Here is a 21,748-nt window from a genome sequence, read left to right on the forward strand (position 1 = left end):
TCGCACGACCGACCGGCTCGTCGGCGGCGCGCGCGCTCGCCGACGGCGTGCGCCAACTCGGGCTCGCCGTTCTCCCCTTCTCCAAGGAGGCGATGCAGATGCGAGACCGCATCGGCTTCCTCAATCGTTCGATCGGCGACCCGTGGCCGGATGTTTCCGATCAAGCGCTGCTCGACCGTCTCGACGATTGGTTCGTGCCTTTCCAGCACGGCGTGACCGCGATTGCCGACATCAAGGCATCGAATCTCTCCGACGGTCTGCTCTCCCTCATCCCGCATGAGCGGCAACGCGAACTCGGCAGGCTGGCGCCGACGCATTTCGAAGCGCCGACCGGGCAGCGGCACCCGATCCACTACGACGGCGACGAGCCGCTGCTGTCGATCCGGGTACAGGAACTCTTCGGCCTGAAGACCCATCCGGCGATCGGCGACGGGCGGCTGCCGCTGCTGCTCGAACTGATCTCGCCCGGCCATCGGCCGATCCAGACGACGCGCGACCTGCCCGGATTCTGGGCGGGCTCCTGGCGCGACGTGCGCGCTGACATGCGCGGGCGCTATCCGAAGCACCCCTGGCCCGAGGATCCGGCCAACGCGGCGCCGACGACACGGGCCAAGCCCCGTGGTACATGAGACGAAAGCATCGGCAATTGGAATGCAGGCACGAATGACCACTGTTGCGCTCGAACACAACAACGACCAGACCAGCAACCGCAGCCTGCGCCTGCAGACGCTCGTCCGGCTGCGCTGGCTGGCCGTCGGCGGCCAGTCGATCGCCGTTCTCATCACCGCCTTCTGGCTGCAGTTTCCGCTGCCCTTGATTTCCTGCCTGGTGCTGATCGCCAGCCTGGCGCTGGTCAACGCCTATGTGACGCTGCGCTATCCGCCAACGCACCGGCTGCAGCCGCCGGCAGCCTTCGCGCTTCTCGGCCTCGATCTCGCGCAGATCACCGGGCTGCTGTTCATCACCGGCGGGCTCACCAATCCCTTCGCGCCGCTGCTCTGCGTCCCGGTCATCATTTCCTCGGCGTCGCAGCCGAAATCGCACAGCATCATCCTGGCCGGTTTTGCGGTGATCGCCATCACCGCGCTCGCCTTCTCGCCCTTCCCCCTGCCCTGGTATCCGGGCACGGTTCTCCTGATGCCACGGGTGCTGACCGCCGGTATCTGGTTTGCGATCGTCTCGATGACCGCCTTTGCCGCCTTCTATACATACCGCGTGTCGCTGGAAGCGAGCGAACTGTCGGAGGCGCTGACGGCGACCGAACTGGTGCTGCAGCGGGAAAAACACCTGTCGCAACTCGACGGGCTGGCGGCCGCCGCCGCCCATGAGCTCGGTACGCCGCTTGCGACCATCAGCGTGGTTGCCAAGGAGATGGAACGCGAACTCGGCGACGATCCGCGCTTCGGCGAGGACGTGCATCTGCTGCGCAGCCAGAGCGAGCGCTGCCGCGATATCCTGAAGCGGCTGACGACGCTGTCCTCCGAGAGCGAGGAGCACATGCGGCTCTTGCCGCTGTCGTCGCTGATCGAAGAGGTGATGGCGCCGCATCGCGAGTTCGGCATCCACATCGAACTCATCGAAAGGGGCGATCGTGCAACCGAGCCGGTCGGCAACCGCAACGCCGGCATACTTTATGGTCTCGGCAACCTACTCGAAAATGCGGTCGACTATGCCAAGAAGCAGGTGACCGTTACGGTCGAGCACACGACGGATCGGGTGCGCGTCACGATCGCCGACGACGGCGACGGCTTTGCACCTGATATCCTGCAGCGGATCGGCGAGCCCTATGTGACGCGCCGGCAGAAGGATGACAGCGCCGGCGGCCTGGGGCTCGGGCTCTTCATCGCCAAGACGCTGCTCGAACGCTCAGGCGCGCGCCTGCGCTTCGAGAACGGCGGGCCGGACAGGCCGGGCGCCCGGGTCAGCGTCGAATGGCCGCGCGCCCTGATGGATACGAAACTGGCGAAATGACATTTCGCAGTTTATTGAACGACAGCAGAAGAAACCTATAATCTCGGCGAAAGCGTTTTGTTTTCGCTCAAGGATTGCGAGAATGACCGACAAATCGACAGCTTCGCCCAGCACAACCGCACAGGACGCCGAACTGATCGGGCCGGACCGCACCCTGTTGCTCGTCGATGACGACGCGCCCTTTCTCAGGCGGTTGGCCCGCGCCATGGAAGCCCGTGGCTTTTCGGTCGACATCGCCGAATCGGTCGCAGAAGGCATCGCCAAGGCCAAGGGCAACCCGCCGAAATACGCAGTGATCGACCTCAGGCTCGGCGATGGCAGCGGCCTCGACGTCATCGAGGCGATCCGCGGACGGCGCGACGACACGCGCATGATCATGCTGACCGGCTACGGCAACATCGCCACTGCCGTGAATGCGGTGAAGCTCGGTGCGGTCGACTATCTCGCCAAACCTGCCGACGCCGACGACATCTTTGCGGCACTCGTGCAGCGCCAGGGCGAACGCGTCGAGCCGCCGGAAAACCCGATGTCGGCCGATCGCGTCCGCTGGGAGCATATTCAGCGCGTTTATGAGATGTGCGAACGCAATGTCTCGGAAACGGCACGCCGGCTCAACATGCACCGCCGCACGCTGCAGCGCATTCTCGCCAAGCGCGCGCCGAAGTAAGCAACCGGCTTCCGCGACCGGCGCAAAACCGCTGATCCGGTCGTTTTCCTTCCAGGCTCAGTCGCGACCGCCGGAGAGGATGTCGCCGATCGAATCACCGAGTTCGCCGTTACGCTCGGCTGCCCATTCCGCGAGCATCAACCGTTGCGCCGCCGTACGGGCAAAGAGCTGCAGCACCGACTTGCGCGTCGCCGGCGGCAGCTTGTGTTCGGGCGCCTCGCGAACGATGTGGCCTTCATAACCATCAGACAGCAGCAGCCCGCAGTCCTCCGGGAAGATATCGAGCGGCACGCCGGCATGGGTGGCGAAGAACAGCCGGTCGCAATGCCGGCGATAGTCCGGCCATTTGCGGTCGACGCGAAAGTCCTCGATCGATGTCTTGATCTCGACGATCCAGATCTCGCCCTTCACCGACAAGGAGATCAGATCGGCGCGCCGCCCGCTCGCCAAGGTCAGCTCCGGCAGGACGGAATGGCGCAGCTCGGCGAACAGTCGCTGCACGCCGCGACGCACCATCATCGCGCGATTCGACTGGCGTCCGTCGATCAAGGGGTTATCGCCATGGATGGAGAGGATCGTCATGCGTCCGGTGTCCCTTTGGGCCGGTCATTTTGTTGCAAAAAAACAAGGGTCATGGAATTTGCACTTTTCAGCCAAAATGTGGCCGCGCAATCTCTTGCATAGCACAAACTAATCGAAAATAACCGTAGTCACTGTTGGTCGCGGCGACCCAGTTTTTACTTCGCTTCTTTTTAAGAGACTCCCATGCGCTTCCGCAATGCCTTCCTCTTGTGCAGCCTCGCGGCGACACTCGCCGTTGCCGGCTGCTCGACGACATCTTCCAAGCCTGAAACGGCCGCCAACGAACCCGCTCCCGCAGCGGTACAGGTTGCTACGAATCAGATCTTTAACGGCGATTATGGCGCAGTTGAGGATCATGGTTACGCGCTGCCGGCCATTCCGATCAGCAAGGTCGATACCCGTTTCCATCGCCAGATCGTCGACTACGCCACCAGCGAGCGCCCCGGAACGATCGTCGTCAACACGCCGAATCGCTTCCTCTATTACGTGCTGCCGGGCGGCAAGGCCGTTCGTTACGGCATCGGCGTCGGCAAGGCCGGTTTTGCGTGGGAAGGCGAAGCCTATATCGCCTGGAAGCAGGAATGGCCGATGTGGCATCCGCCGAAAGAAATGGCGGAACGCAAGCCGGAAGTCGCCAAGTATGTCGAAGAAGGCATGGGCCCCGGCCTGAAAAACCCGCTCGGCGCCCGCGCGCTCTACCTCTTCAATGACCAGGGCAAGGACACGCTCTTCCGCCTGCACGGCACGCCGGAATGGTCGTCGATCGGGACTGCCGCTTCGTCCGGCTGCATCCGCCTGATCAACCAGGACATCATCGACCTCTATTCGCGCGTTCGCCCCGGCAAGAGCGCCCGCGTCGTCGTTCAGCAGTAAACAAGACTGATCGACTGAAATCGGAAGGCCGCCGATCATCTCGGCGGCCTTTTTCTTTTTCAGTGTCTGCGTCTATCGACGCAAGGGCGGCAGGCCAGCCAGGTTCGACCAGCCTTCCCAGACGTTGCTTAGGCGGCGCTCAGTGCCTTCAGCTCCAGGCGGCGACGGTGCAGGACCGGCTCGGTGTAGCCGTTCGGCTGTTCGCGGCCCTTGAGGACGAGCTCGACGGCGGCCTGGAAGGCGATCGAACCGTCGAAGTTGCCGGCCATCGCGACATAGTGCGGATCGTCGGCGTTCTGGCCGTCGACGACGGCCGCCATGCGCTTCATCGTCTCGACGACCTGCGCCTCGGTGACGACGCCGTGGTGCAGCCAGTTGGCCATGTGCTGGGCGGAAATGCGCAGCGTCGCGCGGTCTTCCATCAGGCCGACATTGTTGATGTCGGGAACCTTCGAGCAGCCGACGCCCTGGTCGACCCAGCGAACGACGTAGCCGAGGATGCCTTGCGCGTTGTTGTCGAGCTCGCGCTGGATTTCCTCCGGCGTCCAGTTCGGACGGACGGCGACCGGTACCGACAGGATATCGGAGAGCTTGGCGCGGGCGCGGCTCTTCAGGCTCGCCTGGACCTCTGCGACATTGACGCGATGGTAGTGCGTGGCATGCAGGGTGGCTGCCGTCGGCGACGGAACCCAGGCGGTGTTGGCGCCGGCCTTCGGGTGGGCGATCTTCTGTTCCAGCATCGCTGCCATCAGGTCGGGCATCGCCCACATGCCCTTGCCGATCTGGGCGTGACCGGACAGGCCGCATTCAAGCCCGATGTCGACGTTCCAGTTCTCGTAGGCGCCGATCCAGGCGGCCTGCTTCATGTCGCCCTTGCGGATCATCGGCCCCGCTTCCATCGAGGTGTGCATTTCGTCGCCGGTGCGATCGAGGAAGCCGGTGTTGATGAAGACGACGCGCTCGCGGGCAGCGCGGATGCATTCCTTGAGGTTGACCGTGGTGCGGCGCTCCTCGTCCATGATGCCCATCTTCATGGTATTGGCGGGCATGCCGAGTGCCTTTTCGACACGGCCGAAAATCTCGCTGGCGAAGGCGACTTCCTCGGGGCCATGCATCTTCGGCTTGACGACATACATGGACCCCTCGCGGGAGTTCATGCGGCGCCCCCTGTTGCCGACATCGTGCAGGGCAATCAGCGCGGTGACCATCGCGTCCATGATGCCTTCGGGCACTTCCTTGCCGTCGCGGTCAAGGATAGCCGGATTCGTCATGAGGTGGCCGACGTTGCGGACCAGCATCAGCGAGCGGCCGGGAAGGGACAGCGTGCCGCCGGCAGTTGCCGTGTAAACGCGGTCGGGATTGAGGCGGCGGGTGAAGGTCTTGCCGCCCTTGGCGACTTCTTCTTCGAGTTTGCCGTTCATCAGGCCGAGCCAGTTGCGGTAGACGACAACCTTGTCTTCGGCGTCGACGGCCGCGACCGAATCCTCGCAGTCCATGATCGTGGTGATCGCCGATTCGAGGATGACGTCGGCGATGCCGGCCGGATCTTCCTCGCCGATCGGCGTGGACGCGTCGAGGACGACGATCGCATGCAGATTGTTGTGCCGAAGAACGATCTCGAAGCGCCCGCCTTCCGAACCACTGTGGCCCACGAACTGGGCAGGGTTGCGAAGCGTCGTGCTAGAACCGTCCTTGAGGCCAACCGTCAGCGCATTGCCGGCGACCTTGAGCGACGTAACGTCGGCCCAGCTTCCGTTCGCCAGCGGCGCGCTGGCGTCGAGGAAGTCGCGCGCCCAGGCGATGACCTTGGCGCCGCGCTTCGGATTGTAGCCGCGGCCCTTTTCGGCGCCATCGGCGTCCGAGATCGCATCCGTGCCGTAGAGCGCGTCATAGAGCGAACCCCAGCGCGCATTGGCGGCGTTCAGCGCATAGCGCGCATTCATGACGGGAACGACGAGTTGCGGGCCGGCGATGGTTGCAATTTCCGGATCGACATTGGCGGTCGAAACGCTGAACGCGCCACCCTCGGGCAGGAGATAGCCGATATCGCGCAGGAAGGTCTGATAGGTCTCCATGTCGCTCGGGGCGCCGTTCTGCTTGTACCAGGCGTCGAGCTTGGCCTGCAGGTCGTCGCGCTTGGCGAGCAGCGCCCGGTTCTTCGGCGCCAGGTCGTGCACGAGGGCGGAAAGCTGCTCGAAGAAATGTTCGGACTCGACGCCGGTTCCCGGCATCGCCTCTTCCACCAGGAAGCGATGGAGGTCCGCATCAATCTTCAATCCATAGGTCTCAATGCGGTCCATCTGCCAACTCCTTGAAATAGACGTAAGGAGCGCCACCGATCCGACCGGATGCGATGAAAACGCCCCAACATGTTGATCTTGCGCCTGAAGCGGGTCGCGGACCAGCCCATGCGCAATACGCGCGTGAAACGGCCGCAGTTTCTCATCAATTCATTCCCTGTCAATTCTGCAAGGATGCGAAGAATTGTTTCCAATATGGAAAAGATCAGCCGTGGGCGATGCGCGGACGACCGCTGGCGGACGCAATGAACCGGGCCTCGACGAGCTTACGGCTGCCCTCGACCTCCGGCGCGTCGATTTCCTCGCGCAGCAACGAAGCGGGATCATCGGCACCATTGGTGCGTGCCGTTTCCAGTGCCGTCGTCTCGGCCCGGCGGCGCGCGGCATCAAACGCCTTTTCCTGATCGAGAAAACGTTCGCTGGCCCCGGCGCCGTTGACGATGAAGATCCCCTCCTCCGGCATCGTCACGAAAACAGTGACGGTGGCGCTCACCTGGCCGACCACGGCGCCGACGGCATTGGCGACGCCGGCCTCTTCGGGAATGGAGGCTTCGGTTCCGAGCATCTCGGCGATAGCCGGGTAATAAACCGGCGCCGAAGCACCAAGGCCGACGAGTGGGCGGTCAAGACCGAGCGAAAAGCGCACGATGCCCGGCGTCCGGGTCAGCGCACGATCGACGGCCTGAGACACCGCGGGATCGATCGCGCCGGCACCGTCCTCGCCGAGGCAGGCCTGCAGGATGACTTCGGAGGATTGCCGCGTCAGCCGGTCGACGATCATCTGCGCCATCGCCTCCGGAGAAGAAGCGATCGGCTGGCCGGAGCCGTCGCGGGTGCGGGCGGCGAGCTGGATGCCGAGTTCGGCCGCTTCCAGGTTCCATTGCGACTGCCGGCCGAGCACATGCATGGCGTCGGACGGCGTGAGACCACAGATATGGACAAGCCCGCGGGCCACCAGGCGATCGAGCGTCGCCTTCTGCGGCGTCGAGACCAGCAGCGTTTCCAGCGACACGGGGACGCTATCGATGCGCTCGTAGAGCGCCTGCTCCTGTGGCTGCAAGCCGCTTGCAAGATGATCCGGAAGGCCGGTGCGGACGGCAAAGCGTCCATTGTTGCGTCCGGTGTGCTGGGCGCGCATCTGTCTTTCAAGAACGGAGATGACCGCGTCGCCATGGAGCGCTGCGGCAAGGCTGAGCGGCATCAGCCGGCGCGGGCCGAGGTCGATCTTCGCCTTGAGGCCGCGATCGTTGATGCGCACCTCCGAATCGCCGCCGAGGCCATAGGTCCGCATCGCCACGGCTTCGACCATGGTGCGGAAGCCGCCGACTACGGCGCCTTCGGCATCGAGACGCGGGCGGCCGCCATCGAGCACGGCCACGTCGGTGGTGGTGCCGCCGATATCCGAAACCACGGCATTGTCGAGACCGGTCAGATGCCTCGCGCCGACAAGGCTTGCGGCCGGACCGGAGAGGATGGTCTCGATCGGGCGCAGTCGCGCCTCCTCGGCCGAAATCAGCGCACCGTCACCGCGCACCACCATCATGGGCACGTCGATGCCACGCGCCTTGAGGAACCCTTCGCAGGATCCGATCAGCCGGTCGATCATCGAGACGAGGCGGGCGTTGAGCAGCGTCGTCAGGGCTCGGCGCGGCCCGCCGAGCTTCGAGGACAGTTCGTGGCTGCAGGTGACCGGCAAGTGCGAGACCTCGCGAATGCGATCGCGCACGCGCTTTTCATGATCCGGATTGCGCACAGCGAAATAGCCGGCAACAGCGAAGGAGGAGACCTGACCAGCAAGCGTTGGCAGGACGGCATCGAGCTCGCTCATGTCCAGCGGGGTCTCACCGCCATGCACATTGTGCCCGCCCGGCAGGAAGATCACCGGGTCGGAGCCAAGCGCTTCCTGCAAACCGTCGCGCTTCAGATCCTCGGGGCCGAAACCGATCATGACGAGGCCGGCACGACCGCCCTGCCCTTCGACCAGCGCATTGGTGGCAAGCGTCGTCGATAGGGAGACCATGCTGATTGCCGAGACCGGCACCTTGGCCTGATCGAGCACCGCTTCAACCGCACCGGAAATGCCGACCGCGAGGTCGTGACGGGTCGTCAACGCCTTGGCCTTGGCGACCACCCCTTGCGTCTCCGAGAAGAGGGCGGCGTCGGTGTAGGTGCCGCCGGTGTCAATGCCGAGAAGAAAATGGGAGGTCAATTCGCGCAGTCCGGAATTCGCGCGGGGCGCAGAGGCCCCGGGTTCAATGGGGATCGATGCGGTGATATGACATATTTTAAGGGAAAACCATCGTGTCGCGGACATCGGTGATCTATCGAGCGACACAAAGGCAGGACGGAGACATAGCGCATGCACCAACGCCACCGTCCTCTCGCCTTTGTTTGGCTGCTTTCGGCTATCTCCCTTGGCCTTGCGACTAGCGCGGCGCACGCCCAGGACGCGGACGAGGAAGAATACAAGCCGCAGCTGCCCGAAGTCGCAATTTACAAGGCGATGCTCGATGCCAACAAGCAGACCGGCTGGATCCAGTTTCGCGACTATGACGACCGGCAACTGATCTATTTCACCGCATTGCAGACGATGCATTGCCGGCTATCGGAAATCCGCTATTCGATCAATTCGGACGCGCTCGACCAACGCTTCCCGCTGGCCAAGTGCAATCCGCAGCTGCCTTTCAACCTGCCTGGCGACGAGACAGCCGAGTATGTCTATATCTCGCTACCCGCCAAAACGGCGCAGACGCTGACGATCCAGGCGGTCTGGGACGATGGCGCCGGCAGCGAGATCGTCGTCTACAAGCCCTGCGACAATGTCGGCGACGCCACCTGCGCCCAGATCAAGACGATCAAGAAACCGTCGAAAATGCTGCAGCAGCCGAAGCCGGCGGACTCTCCGGTGCGTTCCGTTCAGTCACCGATCCCCGGCAAGACCTTCAGCGAACCGAAACCCTCATCGGCAACCCGCCCCGCGGTTGAGTAGTGAGCCGCTGCACCGGCCAGGGATTGGTCTCTGCCGTCGGATCGAAGCGGTAGCGGTGCATCATCACCGCGAGCGCGATCACCGCTTCCTGCAGGGCAAAGGTCGCGCCGATGCAGACGCGCGGGCCAGCGCCGAAGGGCAGATACTGGTAACGGTGCAGCTTTTCGCGGTTTTCCGGCAGGAAACGCTCGGGCATGAAGGCGCGGGGCTTATCCCAATAAAGAACGTGGCGATGCAGCGTCCAGGGCATGATCAGTACCGCGATGCCCTTGGGGATGCGCACCTGCTCGCCAGTCGGCGAGATCCACGCGTCTTCCTCAATCGCCGCGCGATTAATCGACGGCGCCGGCGGATAGAGCCGCATCGCCTCCTCGAAGGCGGCGAGCACATGCGGCATCAGGCCGAGCCATTCGACCGGTTCGGCGCCGCTGGCCATCGCCGCATCAATCTCGGCTTCCATGATCTCGCGATAGGCGGGCGTATTGGCGACGCAGTAGAGCGTCCAGGCAAGTGCCCGGGCGGTGGTCTCGTGCCCGGCACCGATGAATGTCAGGATGTTGTCTTCGATCTCAGCGGTCGAAAGTCCCTGGCTGCCTTCGATTTCCAGAAGAAGTGTCAGGAAATCCTGCGGCGTGCCCTTCGGATCCTCCGCCATCTTGCGGCGGCGAAGCGCCATGGTCTCCGAGACGATCGAACGAAACCGGTTCATCACTTTCCTGCCGCCGATGCGGGTCGGACGCGGGACCCATTCGGGCGCCAGCAGAATGTCCATCGGATCGACACGGCCCATGCGGTGCAGCAGTTCCTCGACGCTCTGGACGAAGCCTTCGCGCTCGACGGCGACCTCGCCGGAAAACAGCGTTTCGGCCAGGATATCGAAGGTCAGCTCCGTCATGTCATTGGCGACATTGGTGGTAAAGGGTGCCTTCTTGGCTCCAGCATAGCGCTCGACGAACGCTTCCGAACTGCGCAGCATTTGCCCGGCGAAACCCTTGGCGTGGCGCGGCGTGAACACCGGCGCCATGGCCTTGCGCGAACGCTTCCAGACCTCGCCTTCCGCCGTCAGCAGCCCGTCGCGCAGGATCGGCCTGAGGATGAGCCGCCGCACCTTCGACATTTCGTAGTTGGCGACATTATCGACGAGGATGTGGCGGATGAGGCCGGGATCGTTGACAATCAGGGTGCGCTGGGTGACGAACTTCGTCTCGATCCAGGGCAGCGTATAGGACGGCTCGCCCCACAGTTCGAGCGGATTGCGAAGCACGGTCCTGATGATCTTCAGGTAGGAAGGAATGCCGACACGGGGAACGGGAGCCGGCGGTTCGAACGGCTCCGGACGCATGTCCATGGTGATTGCCTCTCTCGATTGCCCCAGGATTTCAGGTTTTTACGGCGCAATCAAGGAAAGTGCTTCACGTGAATCACAGCAGGCTTTCGAGCTCCGACAGCTTGTCGTTGACGAGCCAGCCGTAGTAGTTCTCCTCCGGCCATTGCGCCTGACCGCTCTGGATCTTGGCGGCGAGTGCGGCCGCACGGCCATCGGGATTGCCGACATTGTAGAGCGTCGCCGTCACCCCGGGGTTGGTCGAAATATCGACCCCTGCGATCGACTTGTAGGCGTCGATCGAGTGACGGATCGAGGCCGCCATATAGGCAAGCGACACGTCCGGATCCATGATCGCCTCATAGACGCCGGCGGCATTGTTCTCGTCGAGGCGCTCATAGCCCGAGGTCTTCGCCACGATATCGGTCAGCATCAGCGCGGTCAGCGGATTGATCTGGCCAAGGCCGAAGGTCTGGCCGGCAAAGAACGGCTGGAAGAAGACGGCGCTGAAACGGTTGTTCGGGTAGGACTTGCCGCCCATCGATTTGCCGCGGAAGTCGTTGTCCCAGACCCGCTCGCGGCAGCTCCACAGCGCATAGGCGCCCTTCTTGGCGCCGCATTCGGAAAATTGCGGCCGAGCCACGAATTCGGCGACGGTCTCGCCATCGTATCCGAACTGGAAGCTGTTGCCGGCATAGGCGGCTGCCTTGACGTAATAGGACTGCAGCCGATCGTAGGCGTCGACATTGTAGGTGTGTTCGCCGACGATGGCGCCGACCATGTGGATCGGCGCGATGCCATAGGCGCGCGACACGGACTTGATCTTGCTGATCAGCTGCTTGTCGGTCGCCAAGAGATCGCGGACCTTGTCGAACTTGGCATCGAAGGACGTGCGGCCGGCCTTGGTGCGGCGCACGGATGCGCCGGGGATCGCCGGTTGCTCGACGTTGCGGTTGCCCGGCGGAACGTCGGTCGCGGCGAATGACTGGCTTGCGGTCAGGCAAAACGTGGCGATAGCGAGCATGCAGGCGGTGAAACGCACGATCTCTTCTTCCTATGACTGGTGGAGGCTGCCTCGGTCGGCGGGGCGCTCCTACGCCAAGATCATGTCGGAAAAATGCCCGGACCACGATCGGTAACCGCATCCGTGTTAGAAAAAATGCGGCCGCCTGTCGAGAGACAGGCGGCCTGCGTATTCAGGGTTGCGGGCGTTTGCATGGCCCTACGACCGAAATGTCACAGGATGTAGCGCGACAGGTCGGTGTTGGCGGCGAGGTCGCCGACATGCTTGCGCACATATTCGGCGTCGATCGTCACCTCGTGGCCGGCACGGTCGGGTGCGTTGAACGAAATCTCGTCCAGCACACGCTCCATCACGGTCTGCAGCCGGCGGGCGCCGATGTTCTCGACCGTCGCGTTCAACTGCACGGCCACGTCCGCAAGCGCGTCGATCGCGTCGTCCGTGAAGTCGAGCTTGACCTCTTCCGTGTCCAGCAGCGCCTTGTACTGGCGGATGAGGCTCGCCTCGGTTTCCGTCAGGATACGGCGGAAGTCTTCCTTGGTCAGCGCGCGCAGCTCGACGCGGATCGGCAGGCGGCCCTGCAATTCCGGCAGCAGGTCCGACGGCTTTGCCACATGGAAGGCGCCGGACGCGATGAAGAGGATGTGGTCGGTCTTGACGGGCCCGTACTTGGTGGCGACCGTCGTGCCTTCGACGAGCGGCAATAGGTCTCGCTGCACGCCTTCACGCGACACGCCGGCGCCCATGCCGCCCTCCCGCGAGGCGATCTTGTCGATTTCGTCGAGGAAGACGATGCCGTCGTCTTCGACTGCCTTCATGGCCTCGCGCTGGATCTGCTCGTTGTCGAGCAGCTTGTCGGACTCGTCGTCGATCAGCATGGCATAGGAAGCCTTGACGGTCGTCTTGACCTTTTTGGTGCGGCCGCCGAGCGCCTTGCCGAACATCTCCGAAAGATTGAGCACGCCGATATTGGCGCCCGGCATGCCCGGGATCTCGAAGCCGCCGCCCGGCGCGCCGGTCTCGGCAATGTCGATCTCGATTTCCTTGTCGTCGAGCTCGTTGGCGCGCAGCTTCTTGCGGAAACTGTCGCGCGTTGCCGGCGATGCGGTGGCGCCGACCAGCGCATCGAGCACACGCTCTTCGGCATTCTGGTGCGCCTTTGCCTTGACTTCGACTCGGCGTTTTTCGCGCACGAGACCGATGCCGACTTCGACGAGGTCACGGATGATCTGCTCGACGTCGCGGCCGACATAGCCGACCTCGGTGAACTTGGTCGCCTCGACCTTGACGAAGGGCGCGCCGGCGAGCTTGGCAAGACGCCTGGAGATCTCGGTCTTGCCGACACCGGTCGGTCCGATCATCAGGATGTTCTTCGGCATCACCTCGTCGCGCAGCTCGTCGCCGAGCTGCTGGCGGCGCCAGCGGTTACGAAGCGCGATCGCCACGGCGCGCTTGGCGTCGTTCTGGCCGATGATGAAACGGTCGAGTTCCGACACGATTTCCCTGGGTGAAAACGTACTCATGTAGTCCTCTCAAACTCGGTCCGCGTCAGCTCCATCAGGAGGGTGCGGCCGGACGTATCAATCCATTCTGCGTAAGGCACGAAGCCGGCCTTGGTGTAGGCGCTGACAGCCCTTCGGTTGCCGGCGTCGGGGTCGATCACGACGCGGGGGGCGCCGGCGGCAAAGAGCCGCCCGGCAAAGGCCCGGACCGCGAGCGATGCGACGCCCCGGCCCGTCAGTTCCGCCGGGCCGATGAAGATGTCGATGCCGGGCACATCGGCCGGCATGTCCTTCGCCCAGGGCTCGTCGTCCGGGTATCGGGCCGGCACCCAGGACTGGATGTAGCCCGCCGGCTCGCCGGCCACGTGGAAGATGAAGCCTTCCACTTCGCCCGTCTCACAGCCTTCGCGGATCAGCGCCACTTCCTTGTCCGGGTCGCCCCACCATTGCCGCACATGCGGCTCGCTCAGCCAGGCATGCAGCAGCGGCAGGTGGCTATCGGCCACCGGCACGAAACTGACATGCGCGGGCTCATTGGGCATCCAGTGTCTCCACGACGATATTGTGGTTGGTGTAGACGCAGATGTCTCCGGCGATCTGCAGCGCCCGGCGGGCGATGTCTTCGGCCGACTTGTCGCTGTCCATCAGGGCGCGGGCCGCGGCAAAGGCGTAGTTGCCGCCCGATCCGATGGCGATCGTGCCGTGCTCGGGTTCGAGAACGTCGCCATTGCCGGTGATCGCCAGCGTGATCCACTTGTCGGCAACCAGCATCATCGCTTCGAGATTGCGCAGGTACTTGTTGGTGCGCCAGTCCTTGGCGAGCTCGACGGCAGCGCGCATCAGCTGGTCGGGATACTGCTCGAGCTTGGCTTCGAGCCGCTCCAGCAACGTGAAGGCATCGGCGGTGGCGCCGGCAAAACCGGCAATCACGTCGCCCTTGGCAAGCCGCCGCACCTTGCGCGCGTTGCTCTTCATCACGGTCTGGCCGAGGCTCACCTGGCCGTCGCCAGCCATCACCACCTTGCCATCCTTGCGTACCGTGATGATGGTCGTCGCATGCATCGTTCCGTAGGGATTGTGTTCGCTCATGAAATTACCCGTGGGCCCCTGATACGCGGGGCATTGCGGCTCGTGACACGAGCCTGGTTGCTTGAGGCCTATGTAAGTACGGCAGACAGGTTTGCAAATGGCAACAGGCCGCCGGCGCAATCTTCGTTCGGCGGCTGCCACCGGATGATTCGAATCGACCGTTCAAGTTCTGGATATTTCAGCTTTTGCCTGATAAGGAGCCGCGTCAGCGTATACAGGAGAGCCCGATGGCAGAAGCCACGTCCAGCCGCACCGCAGAGGTTTCGCGAAAGACCAACGAAACCGCGGTATCCGTATCGGTCAATATCGACGGCACCGGAATCTCCAAGATTTCGACCGGCGTCGGTTTCTTCGACCATATGCTGGACCAGCTCGCCCGACATTCGCTCATCGACATGGAGATCAAGACGGACGGCGACCTGCATGTCGACGATCACCATACGGTCGAAGACACCGGCATTGCCATCGGCCAGGCGATTGCCAAGGCGCTCGGCGACCGGCGCGGCATTACCCGCTACGCCTCGCTCGATCTCGCGATGGACGAGACGATGACGCGCGCGGCGGTGGACGTTTCCGGCCGGCCGTTCCTCGTCTGGAACGTGACCTTCACGTCGCCGAAGATCGGCACCTTCGACACGGAACTCGTGCGCGAATTCTTCCAGGCGCTCGCCCAGCACGCCGGGATCACGCTGCATATCCAGAACATCTACGGCGCCAACAACCATCATATCGCCGAGACCTGCTTCAAGTCCGTCGCCCGGGTGCTGCGCACCGCAACAGAAATCGACCCGCGCCAGGCCGGCCGCGTTCCCTCGACCAAGGGGACCCTTGCCTAAGCGGCCAGTCACTGGCTTTGACTCATGGCTTCTTACATGATCCTCACCCCGCCGGGTGCGCGCGCCAACGACGAGCGGGCGCGCTTCGTCGCCGACGGCTTTTCCTGGTGGGCCTTCCTTTTCCCGGCGCTCTGGCTTCTGGCCAAGCGCCAATGGGCAATCGGCATCGCAGTTGCTGTTCTGCAGATCTCGTTAATATTCCTGTCGAACCACGAGAGCGGTTTTCTGCCGGCTCTCCTGGCGCACCTCGCGCTTCGGCTGGTGGTGGCGCTTGAAGGACCGGTTCTGGTGGCGCGCAGCCTGACGGCCCGTGACTGGACGCTGTGCTCCATCGTGCCGGCGCCCAATCTCGAAGCGGCCGAAGAGATCTATTTCACGAGCCTGGCTTCGAACGAGACCAAGCCCGCCGCCCCTTCCCCGGCCGACTGGACCGTGCGCAAGCCCTCAAGTGGCGGCCCTGGTCTCGGCCTTTTTGATTCCTACGGAGAACGCTGATGCGCGTCGCCATCATCGATTACGGCTCGGGCAACCTGCGCTCGGCCACCAAGGCCTTTGAACGGGCCGCCCGCGAAGCCGGCATTGCAGCCGAGATCGACCTTACCGACAAGCCGGAACGGGTGGCGAGCGCCGACCGCATCGTGCTTCCAGGCGTCGGCGCCTATGCCGATTGCCGCCGTGGCCTTGCTGCCGTCGATGGCATGGAGCAAGCGTTGACGGAAGCGGTCGAACAGGCTGGCCGGCCGTTCCTCGGCATCTGCGTCGGCATGCAGCTGATGTCGTCGCGCGGGCTTGAGAAGACCATCACCCATGGTTTCGGCTGGATCGCCGGCGATGTCGTCGAAATGACGCCCGCCGACACGACGTTGAAGATCCCGCAGATCGGCTGGAACACGCTGAAGCTTAAGCGCGAGCATCCGCTGTTTGACGGTATCCGTGTTGGCGAAGCCGGTCTGCATGCCTATTTTGTACATTCGTACCACCTGGCCGCCGAGAACGCGGCCGACGTGGTCGCCGAGGCCGACTACGGCGGACCGGTCACGGCCTTCGTCGCCAATGGCAACAAGGCGGGCTCGCAGTTCCACCCGGAAAAGAGCCAGGCGCTCGGCCTCGCCCTCATTTCGAATTTCCTGCGCTGGAAGCCCTGAGCTTTCGCACGACTGATTGGACAGACCCATGATCCTTTTTCCCGCGATCGACCTGAAAGACGGGCAATGCGTGCGCCTGAAACTCGGCGACATGGAGCAGGCGACGGTTTACAACCCCGACCCCGCGGCCCAGGCCCGCGCCTTTGAAGACCAGGGCTTCGAATGGCTGCACGTCGTCGACCTTAACGGCGCCTTTGCCGGTGAGACGGTCAACGGTGCCGCCGTCGACGCCATTCTCAAGGCGACCAAGAACCCGGTGCAGCTTGGCGGCGGCATCCGCACGCTTGACCATATCGAAAACTGGCTGTCGCGCGGGCTTGCCCGCGTCATCCTCGGCACCGTCGCCGTGCGTGATCCGGCACTCGTCATCGAAGCCTGCGCCAAATTCCCGGGCAAGGTCGCCGTCGGCATCGACGCCAAAGGCGGCAAGGTCGCCGTCGAAGGCTGGGCCGAGGCATCCGAACTCGGCGTGATCGAGCTTGCCAAGAAGTTCGAAGGTGCCGGCGTTTCGGCAATCATCTACACCGACATCGACCGCGACGGCATCCTGACCGGCATCAACTGGGCCTCGACGCTGGAACTGGCGGACGCGGTTTCCATTCCTGTCATCGCGTCGGGCGGCCTCGCGTCGATGGACGATATCAGGCGTATGGTCGAGCCGGATGCACGCAAGCTCGAAGGCGCCATCTCCGGCCGCGCGCTCTACGACGGCCGTATCGACCCGCAGGAGGCGCTGGACCTGATCCGCGCCGCGAGAAAGGCTTGAACCATGACGCTTAAAGCCCGCGTTATCCCCTGCCTCGACGTCAAGGACGGCCGTGTCGTCAAGGGTGTCAACTTCGTCGACCTGATCGACGCCGGCGACCCGGTGGAGGCGGCCCGCGCCTATGACGCTGCCGGCGCCGACGAACTCTGCTTCCTCGACATCACCGCGTCCTCGGACAATCGCGAGACGATCTTCGACGTCATCGCCCGTACCGCCGAACAATGCTTCATGCCGCTGACCGTCGGCGGCGGCGTGCGCCAGGTTTCGGACATCCGCAAGCTGCTCCTGGCCGGCGCCGACAAGGTGTCGATCAACACGGCCGCCGTGAAGAACCCGGAATTCGTCGCCGAAGCGGCCGACAAGTTCGGCAACCAGTGCATCGTCGTTGCGATCGACGCCAAGAAGGTCTCGACGGACGGCGAAGCGGATCGCTGGGAGATCTTCACCCATGGCGGACGCCAGCCGACCGGCATCGACGCGATCGATTTTGCCCGCCGGGTCGTCGATCTCGGCGCCGGCGAGGTCCTCCTGACCTCGATGGATCGCGACGGCACCAAGAGCGGCTACGATATCGCGCTGACCCGCGCCGTTGCCGATGCGGTCCGCGCGCCAGTGATTGCGTCCGGCGGCGTCGGCACGCTCGACCACATGGTCGCCGGCATCAGGGACGGTCACGCGACCGCCGTTCTCGCCGCCTCCATCTTCCATTTCGGCACCTATAGCATTGGCGAAACCAAGCGCTATATGGCCGAGCATGGCATCGCCATGCGCCTCGACTGAGCTTCAGGATCTTCCATGGCAGATTTCACACTTTCCGACCTTGAGGCCATCGTCGCAACACGCGCGCAGGCGGCCCCGGACCAATCCTGGACGGCAAAGCTGGTCGCCGGCGGCCAGCCGAAGGCGGCCAAGAAACTCGGCGAGGAAGCGGTCGAGACGGTGATCGCCGCGATCAGCAACGACCGCGCGAATCTCATCGCCGAAAGCGCCGATCTCATCTATCATCTGATGGTCGTATTGAAGATCGCCGACGTTCCGTTGCAGGATGTGCTCAACGAACTTCAGCGGCGGACCAACCAATCCGGCCTGCAGGAAAAGGCAAATCGGCAGACCCCATGACGATAGCGGCGAAAGACATCGAAGCGGCCGACCTGCCGGACAATCTGCAGAAGCGGGACTATTCGCCCTATCACTTCTTCACTGCCGAGGAATGGTCGCGGTTTCGCGCCGACACCCCAATGACGCTGACGGCCGACGAGGTGCAGCGGCTGCGCTCGCTGAACGACCCGGTCGATCTCGGCGAAGTGCGGCAGATCTACCTGTCGCTGTCACGCCTGCTTTCGACCCATGTGGAATCGTCGCAGATGCTCTTTGAGCAGCGCAAGCGCTTCCTCAGCATGTCCGAGACGAAGACCCCCTTCGTCATCGGCATTGCCGGATCGGTCGCCGTCGGCAAGTCGACGACGGCCCGTATTCTGGCACAGCTCCTGGCGCGCTGGCCGTCGAGCCCGAAGGTCGACCTGGTGACGACAGACGGCTTCCTCTATCCGAACGCCGTGCTCCAGCGCGAAAACATGATGGACCGCAAGGGCTTTCCGGAGAGCTACGACGTCGGAGCGCTTCTACGCTTCCTGTCGGCGATCAAGGCGGGCCAGCCGAACGTCAAGGCGCCGAGCTATTCACACCTGACCTATGACGTGCTGCCCGACCAGTACACCGTCATCGACCGGCCGGATATCCTGATCTTCGAAGGCATCAACGTTCTGCAGTCGCGCAACCTGCCGGCCGACGGCAAGATCGTGCCGATGGTGTCGGATTTTTTCGATTTCTCGATCTATATCGACGCCGAGGAAAGCCTCATCCACAGCTGGTACGTCAACCGCTTCATGCGGCTGCGTGAAACTGCCTTCAAGAACCCGGAATCCTACTTCCACCGCTACGCGACCATCAGTGAGGATGCGGCCCGCGCCATTGCCGAGGGCCTCTGGCACAACATCAACCTGAAGAACCTGCACCAGAACATCCTGCCGACGCGCCCGCGCGCCGACCTGATCCTGCAGAAGGGCCCGAACCACCTGACGGAAAAGGTGGCGCTCAGGAAGCTCTGAGCTTTCAGCGCATCATTAGGGATTGACGCGGCGGAGCGTCAGGTTGACCCGCCCGCCATTCTTCAGCAGCGTCGACGTGCTCGGATAGATGCGGTCGACGCCATGGAAGGCGAGCCGCCCTTCCCCACCCAGCACCACGACATCGCCGCTTTCCAGCCGGAAAGACATGGTCTGGCCGCCGCGCGTATTGCCGCCGACGCGGAAGAGGCAGCTGTCGCCGAGCGAGATCGAGACGACGGCGGTTTCAAGGTCGCGCTCGTCGCGATCCTGGTGCAGCCCCATGCGGGCCTCTTCGGAATAGAAGTTTACCAGGCAGGCCTCCGGCATCTTGCTGCTTGCGGAAACCGCATTCCAGACATCGAGCAGGATATCCGGCATCGCTGGCCAGGGACGGCCGGTCACCGGATGCTGAGCCTGGTAACGATAGCCGCGATCGCGGTCCGTGACCCAACCGAGCGCACCGCAATTGGTCATGCGCACGGACATGGGCTTCCCGGTCTTCGGCATTTCCGGGACGAACAGCGGCGCTTCGACAACGACGGACCTTATCGCCTCGACCAGTTGTTCCTGTCGGGCGCGATCGAGATAGCCCGGAATATGTCTGATCCCTTTCGGGAGCACCTGCATTTGAAAGCCCCTATTGCTCCAGGCCGAGAAGTGCCGCCGGAACGCCATAGCGCAGCGGCCAGCCGGCATAGGCGACATCCGTCGGCCCGACAACATGATCGACCAGGTTCCAGCGGCCATTCTGGAAACTGACGAGTGCGAACACCGTCAGACCATCCATCATGTCGGCCTCGTCACGCAACCCGGTTTGCAACAGGTCGATGGATCCGCCACCGGGACGCTGCGGCTCGACCTGCATGAAGGCCCAGTTGGGCCCGGCACGCATGGTGGTAACGACGAATTCGACCGGACCGCGCATCTCCGCCTCGACCGCGGGACGGATCGCGTCGAGGATGGCGGCACGCTCGGCGCTGCCTTTGGCGGGTTCACGGAAAGGCTGCGCCAGAGAAACGCCGGCAAGCCAGAGGCTCGCCAACGCGGCAATTGCAAGAGACCGCCTGAAGGACACGCTCAGGCCGCATCCAGATCCGGAATGCGCAGAACCTGGCCGGGATAGATCTTGTCCGGATGGGTCAGCATCGGCTTGTTGGCTTCGAAGATCACCGTGTGCTTGGCGCCCTTGCCCTTGCCGTACTGCGCCTCGGCGATCTTCCAGAGGTTGTCGCCCTTCTTGACCGTATAGAAGACGGGCGCTTTTGCCGGAGCAGGTGCTGCGCCGGCATCGGCGACCTTGAGTTCGGAGGCCTCGACCGCGGACACGCCGAGCGTGTTGCCGACGGCGACGACGGCCTTTTCGAAGACGCTCTGGTCCTTCACGACACCCTTCAGCACGACCTTGTCACCGGCCACTTCGACCTGCACGTCCTTCGTGCCGAGATCGTGGGATGCAAGTTCCTTCTGAACGCTTTCGGCATCCGGAGCATCGTCGTCGCCGCCGATGCCAAGCTTCTTGCCGGCGTTCTTGATAAAGCTGAAAAGACCCATGAATATCTCCTTTTGCGAAAACACTGCTCGATAAGAGAGGGCGCTGCCGGCCAAAAGGCAAGGGAGCCGCAAAAAGAATCAATCGCCTCCAGGCCGGCCTCTGAGCTTCTTGATCTCCCCGCGCCCCGACTTTTCCTTGAGACGCCGCTCGACGGAGCCGCGCGTCGGCCTGGTCTTCTTGCGCGGCGGCGGCGGGGGCTCGGCGGCCTTGAGGATCAGCTCCTTCAGCCGCTCGCGCGCATCCTCGCGGTTGCGCTCCTGGCTGCGAAAACGGCTCGCCTCGATCATCAGCACGCCCTCTTTCGAGGCGCGTTTGCCGGCGATCTTCAGGGCATTGGCCTTGATACGGTCGGAAAGCGCCGGAGACGCCTGGACGTTGAAGAACAGCTGAACGGCGGTCGACACCTTGTTGACGTTCTGCCCGCCGGGGCCACCGGCCAGCACGAATTGCTCCGTCAGCTCCCAGCCGGCGATGACGATATTGTCGTTTATGTAGAGCGCGTCGCTGGCCATGGTTCACCTCGGCCCGATCTATGGCACAGAGCGAACCCGTTGAAAACACTGCGGCGCCGCGCGGCTCATCAGACGCGCAAAGGTCGCCACAGCACTTTGGCTCCCCTTGGATCGAAGAGCTTTCGAGGGGAAATACAGCAGACACAAACGCGAAAAACCCGGCCACAAGGACCGGGTTTCACGTGAATCATAGCCGACAATGTTTATTCGGCGGCGATCTTGGTGCCGGGAGCGGCGTCGCGGACGCTGCCGTCCACATGGCTCTCGAACTTGGCGAAGTTCGTGATGAACATGTCGACGAGGCGGCGAGCCTGTGCGTCATAGGCTGCACCGTCGGCCCAAGTCGAGCGCGGGTCGAGGATGCCGTCGTCGACGCCCGGGACCGAGACCGGAACGGCAAAGCCGAAGTTGGCGTCGGTGCGCAGTTCCGAAGCGTTCAGCGAGCCGTCAAGGGCGGCTGCGAGCAGAGCGCGCGTCACCTTGATCGGCATGCGGCTGCCGGTGCCGTAGG

General features: G+C 63.5%; 25 protein-coding genes. 12 read left to right on the forward strand and 13 right to left on the reverse strand.

All coding sequences use genetic code 11. The features are described from left to right. From L981_RS12490 to L981_RS12500, 3 genes are all read left to right on the forward strand, one after another. A partial coding sequence (locus L981_RS12490; protein WP_043616092.1) for an ATP-dependent helicase C-terminal domain-containing protein occupies window positions 1-629 on the forward strand: 629 nt, incomplete at its 5' end. Between the two features lie 34 nt (window positions 630-663). Then, window positions 664-1,971, forward strand: a complete 1,308-nt coding sequence (locus L981_RS12495; RefSeq protein WP_043616095.1) for an ActS/PrrB/RegB family redox-sensitive histidine kinase — start codon at window positions 664-666, stop codon at window positions 1,969-1,971. Window positions 1,972-2,053: 82 nt separating this feature from the next. Beyond that, complete coding sequence (locus L981_RS12500; RefSeq protein WP_034802128.1) at window positions 2,054-2,638, forward strand: ActR/PrrA/RegA family redox response regulator transcription factor; 585 nt, start codon at window positions 2,054-2,056, stop codon at window positions 2,636-2,638. 57 nt (window positions 2,639-2,695) lie between these two features. Here the strand turns inward: L981_RS12500 and L981_RS12505 are convergent, their stop codons facing one another. Beyond that, complete coding sequence (locus L981_RS12505; protein ID WP_043616098.1) at window positions 2,696-3,220, reverse strand: MmcB family DNA repair protein; 525 nt, start codon at window positions 3,218-3,220, stop codon at window positions 2,696-2,698. 183 nt (window positions 3,221-3,403) lie between these two features. Here L981_RS12505 and L981_RS12510 point away from each other — a divergent pair, with 183 nt between their 5' ends. Then, complete coding sequence (locus L981_RS12510) at window positions 3,404-4,093, forward strand: L,D-transpeptidase (RefSeq protein WP_043616102.1); 690 nt, start codon at window positions 3,404-3,406, stop codon at window positions 4,091-4,093. A gap of 128 nt (window positions 4,094-4,221) precedes the next feature. Here L981_RS12510 and L981_RS12515 read toward each other — a convergent pair whose 3' ends face one another. Continuing rightward, entirely contained in the window at window positions 4,222-6,393 is a 2,172-nt protein-coding gene (locus L981_RS12515; RefSeq protein WP_043616105.1) for a malate synthase G, read from the reverse strand. A 205-nt stretch (window positions 6,394-6,598) separates the two neighbouring features. Then, the gene (locus L981_RS12520) at window positions 6,599-8,602 is read right to left on the reverse strand and encodes a hydantoinase/oxoprolinase N-terminal domain-containing protein (RefSeq protein WP_043616107.1); all 2,004 of its coding nucleotides are present in this window, start codon (window positions 8,600-8,602) and stop codon (window positions 6,599-6,601) included. A 150-nt stretch (window positions 8,603-8,752) separates the two neighbouring features. Here L981_RS12520 and L981_RS12525 point away from each other — a divergent pair, with 150 nt between their 5' ends. Continuing rightward, a complete protein-coding gene (locus L981_RS12525) occupies window positions 8,753-9,382 on the forward strand; it encodes a hypothetical protein (protein ID WP_043616110.1) in 630 nt (209 codons plus the stop codon). Here the strand turns inward: L981_RS12525 and L981_RS12530 are convergent. The 5 genes from L981_RS12530 to hslV all read right to left on the reverse strand — a co-directional run bounded on the left by L981_RS12530 (window position 9,336) and on the right by hslV (window position 14,318). Next, a complete protein-coding gene (locus L981_RS12530; RefSeq protein ID WP_043616112.1) occupies window positions 9,336-10,730 on the reverse strand; it encodes a cytochrome P450 in 1,395 nt (464 codons plus the stop codon). The genes L981_RS12525 and L981_RS12530 overlap by 47 nt on opposite strands. A gap of 73 nt (window positions 10,731-10,803) precedes the next feature. After that, complete coding sequence (locus L981_RS12535; RefSeq protein ID WP_082005999.1) at window positions 10,804-11,748, reverse strand: DUF1402 family protein; 945 nt, start codon at window positions 11,746-11,748, stop codon at window positions 10,804-10,806. A gap of 194 nt (window positions 11,749-11,942) precedes the next feature. Next, the gene (hslU, locus tag L981_RS12540) at window positions 11,943-13,250 is read right to left on the reverse strand and encodes an ATP-dependent protease ATPase subunit HslU (RefSeq protein WP_043616115.1); all 1,308 of its coding nucleotides are present in this window, start codon (window positions 13,248-13,250) and stop codon (window positions 11,943-11,945) included. Then, window positions 13,247-13,771: a GNAT family N-acetyltransferase gene (locus tag L981_RS12545; RefSeq protein ID WP_043616117.1), complete on the reverse strand. Its 525-nt coding sequence runs from the start codon at window positions 13,769-13,771 to the stop codon at window positions 13,247-13,249. The genes hslU and L981_RS12545 overlap by 4 nt, the downstream gene beginning before the upstream one ends. Next, a complete protein-coding gene (gene hslV, locus L981_RS12550) occupies window positions 13,761-14,318 on the reverse strand; it encodes an ATP-dependent protease subunit HslV (protein ID WP_052201766.1) in 558 nt (185 codons plus the stop codon). Before hslV ends, L981_RS12545 begins: the two co-directional genes overlap by 11 nt. A gap of 227 nt (window positions 14,319-14,545) precedes the next feature. Between hslV and hisB the strand changes: the two genes are divergently transcribed. Genes hisB through coaA form a run of 7 tightly spaced genes read left to right on the forward strand, consistent with a single transcriptional unit; the run spans window position 14,546 to window position 19,173 of the window. Further along, a complete protein-coding gene (gene hisB, locus L981_RS12555) occupies window positions 14,546-15,154 on the forward strand; it encodes an imidazoleglycerol-phosphate dehydratase HisB (RefSeq protein WP_043616119.1) in 609 nt (202 codons plus the stop codon). Window positions 15,155-15,178: 24 nt separating this feature from the next. Beyond that, window positions 15,179-15,649 carry a DUF2628 domain-containing protein gene (locus L981_RS12560; protein ID WP_043616122.1) on the forward strand — a complete coding sequence of 157 codons (471 nt, stop codon included), beginning with the start codon at window positions 15,179-15,181 and terminating at the stop codon, window positions 15,647-15,649. After that, complete coding sequence (hisH, locus tag L981_RS12565) at window positions 15,649-16,299, forward strand: imidazole glycerol phosphate synthase subunit HisH (RefSeq protein WP_043616125.1); 651 nt, start codon at window positions 15,649-15,651, stop codon at window positions 16,297-16,299. The genes L981_RS12560 and hisH overlap by 1 nt, the downstream gene beginning before the upstream one ends. Before the next feature lie 28 nt (window positions 16,300-16,327). Further along, window positions 16,328-17,065: a 1-(5-phosphoribosyl)-5-[(5-phosphoribosylamino)methylideneamino]imidazole-4-carboxamide isomerase gene (gene hisA / locus L981_RS12570; protein WP_043616128.1), complete on the forward strand. Its 738-nt coding sequence runs from the start codon at window positions 16,328-16,330 to the stop codon at window positions 17,063-17,065. Window positions 17,066-17,068: 3 nt separating this feature from the next. After that, window positions 17,069-17,845: an imidazole glycerol phosphate synthase subunit HisF gene (hisF, locus tag L981_RS12575; protein WP_043616131.1), complete on the forward strand. Its 777-nt coding sequence runs from the start codon at window positions 17,069-17,071 to the stop codon at window positions 17,843-17,845. A 15-nt stretch (window positions 17,846-17,860) separates the two neighbouring features. Beyond that, a complete protein-coding gene (locus L981_RS12580) occupies window positions 17,861-18,184 on the forward strand; it encodes a phosphoribosyl-ATP diphosphatase (RefSeq protein WP_043616133.1) in 324 nt (107 codons plus the stop codon). Continuing rightward, window positions 18,181-19,173 (forward strand): type I pantothenate kinase, encoded by a 993-nt coding sequence (coaA, locus tag L981_RS12585; RefSeq protein ID WP_043616136.1) that lies wholly within the window; start codon window positions 18,181-18,183, stop codon window positions 19,171-19,173. The genes L981_RS12580 and coaA overlap by 4 nt, the downstream gene beginning before the upstream one ends. Before the next feature lie 15 nt (window positions 19,174-19,188). On the opposite strand, the gene L981_RS12590 is transcribed toward coaA, so the two are convergent. From L981_RS12590 to L981_RS12610, 5 genes are all read right to left on the reverse strand, one after another. After that, window positions 19,189-19,800, reverse strand: coding sequence for an alpha-ketoglutarate-dependent dioxygenase AlkB (locus L981_RS12590; protein ID WP_043616139.1), 612 nt, complete (start codon window positions 19,798-19,800; stop codon window positions 19,189-19,191). 10 nt (window positions 19,801-19,810) lie between these two features. Beyond that, the gene (locus L981_RS12595; protein ID WP_043616142.1) at window positions 19,811-20,248 is read right to left on the reverse strand and encodes a hypothetical protein; all 438 of its coding nucleotides are present in this window, start codon (window positions 20,246-20,248) and stop codon (window positions 19,811-19,813) included. A gap of 2 nt (window positions 20,249-20,250) precedes the next feature. Further along, window positions 20,251-20,724 (reverse strand): peptidoglycan-binding protein LysM, encoded by a 474-nt coding sequence (gene lysM, locus L981_RS12600; RefSeq protein ID WP_043616146.1) that lies wholly within the window; start codon window positions 20,722-20,724, stop codon window positions 20,251-20,253. A 78-nt stretch (window positions 20,725-20,802) separates the two neighbouring features. Beyond that, entirely contained in the window at window positions 20,803-21,237 is a 435-nt protein-coding gene (gene arfB, locus L981_RS12605) for an alternative ribosome rescue aminoacyl-tRNA hydrolase ArfB (RefSeq protein WP_043616149.1), read from the reverse strand. 203 nt (window positions 21,238-21,440) lie between these two features. Further along, on the reverse strand, window positions 21,441-21,748 hold a 308-nt coding region (locus tag L981_RS12610; protein ID WP_043616152.1), incomplete at its 5' end, for a phosphoenolpyruvate carboxykinase (ATP).

Origin of the sequence: Ensifer sp. ZNC0028 (assembly GCF_000799055.1) — a bacterium.
Classification (GTDB): Bacteria; Pseudomonadota; Alphaproteobacteria; order Rhizobiales; family Rhizobiaceae; genus Ensifer.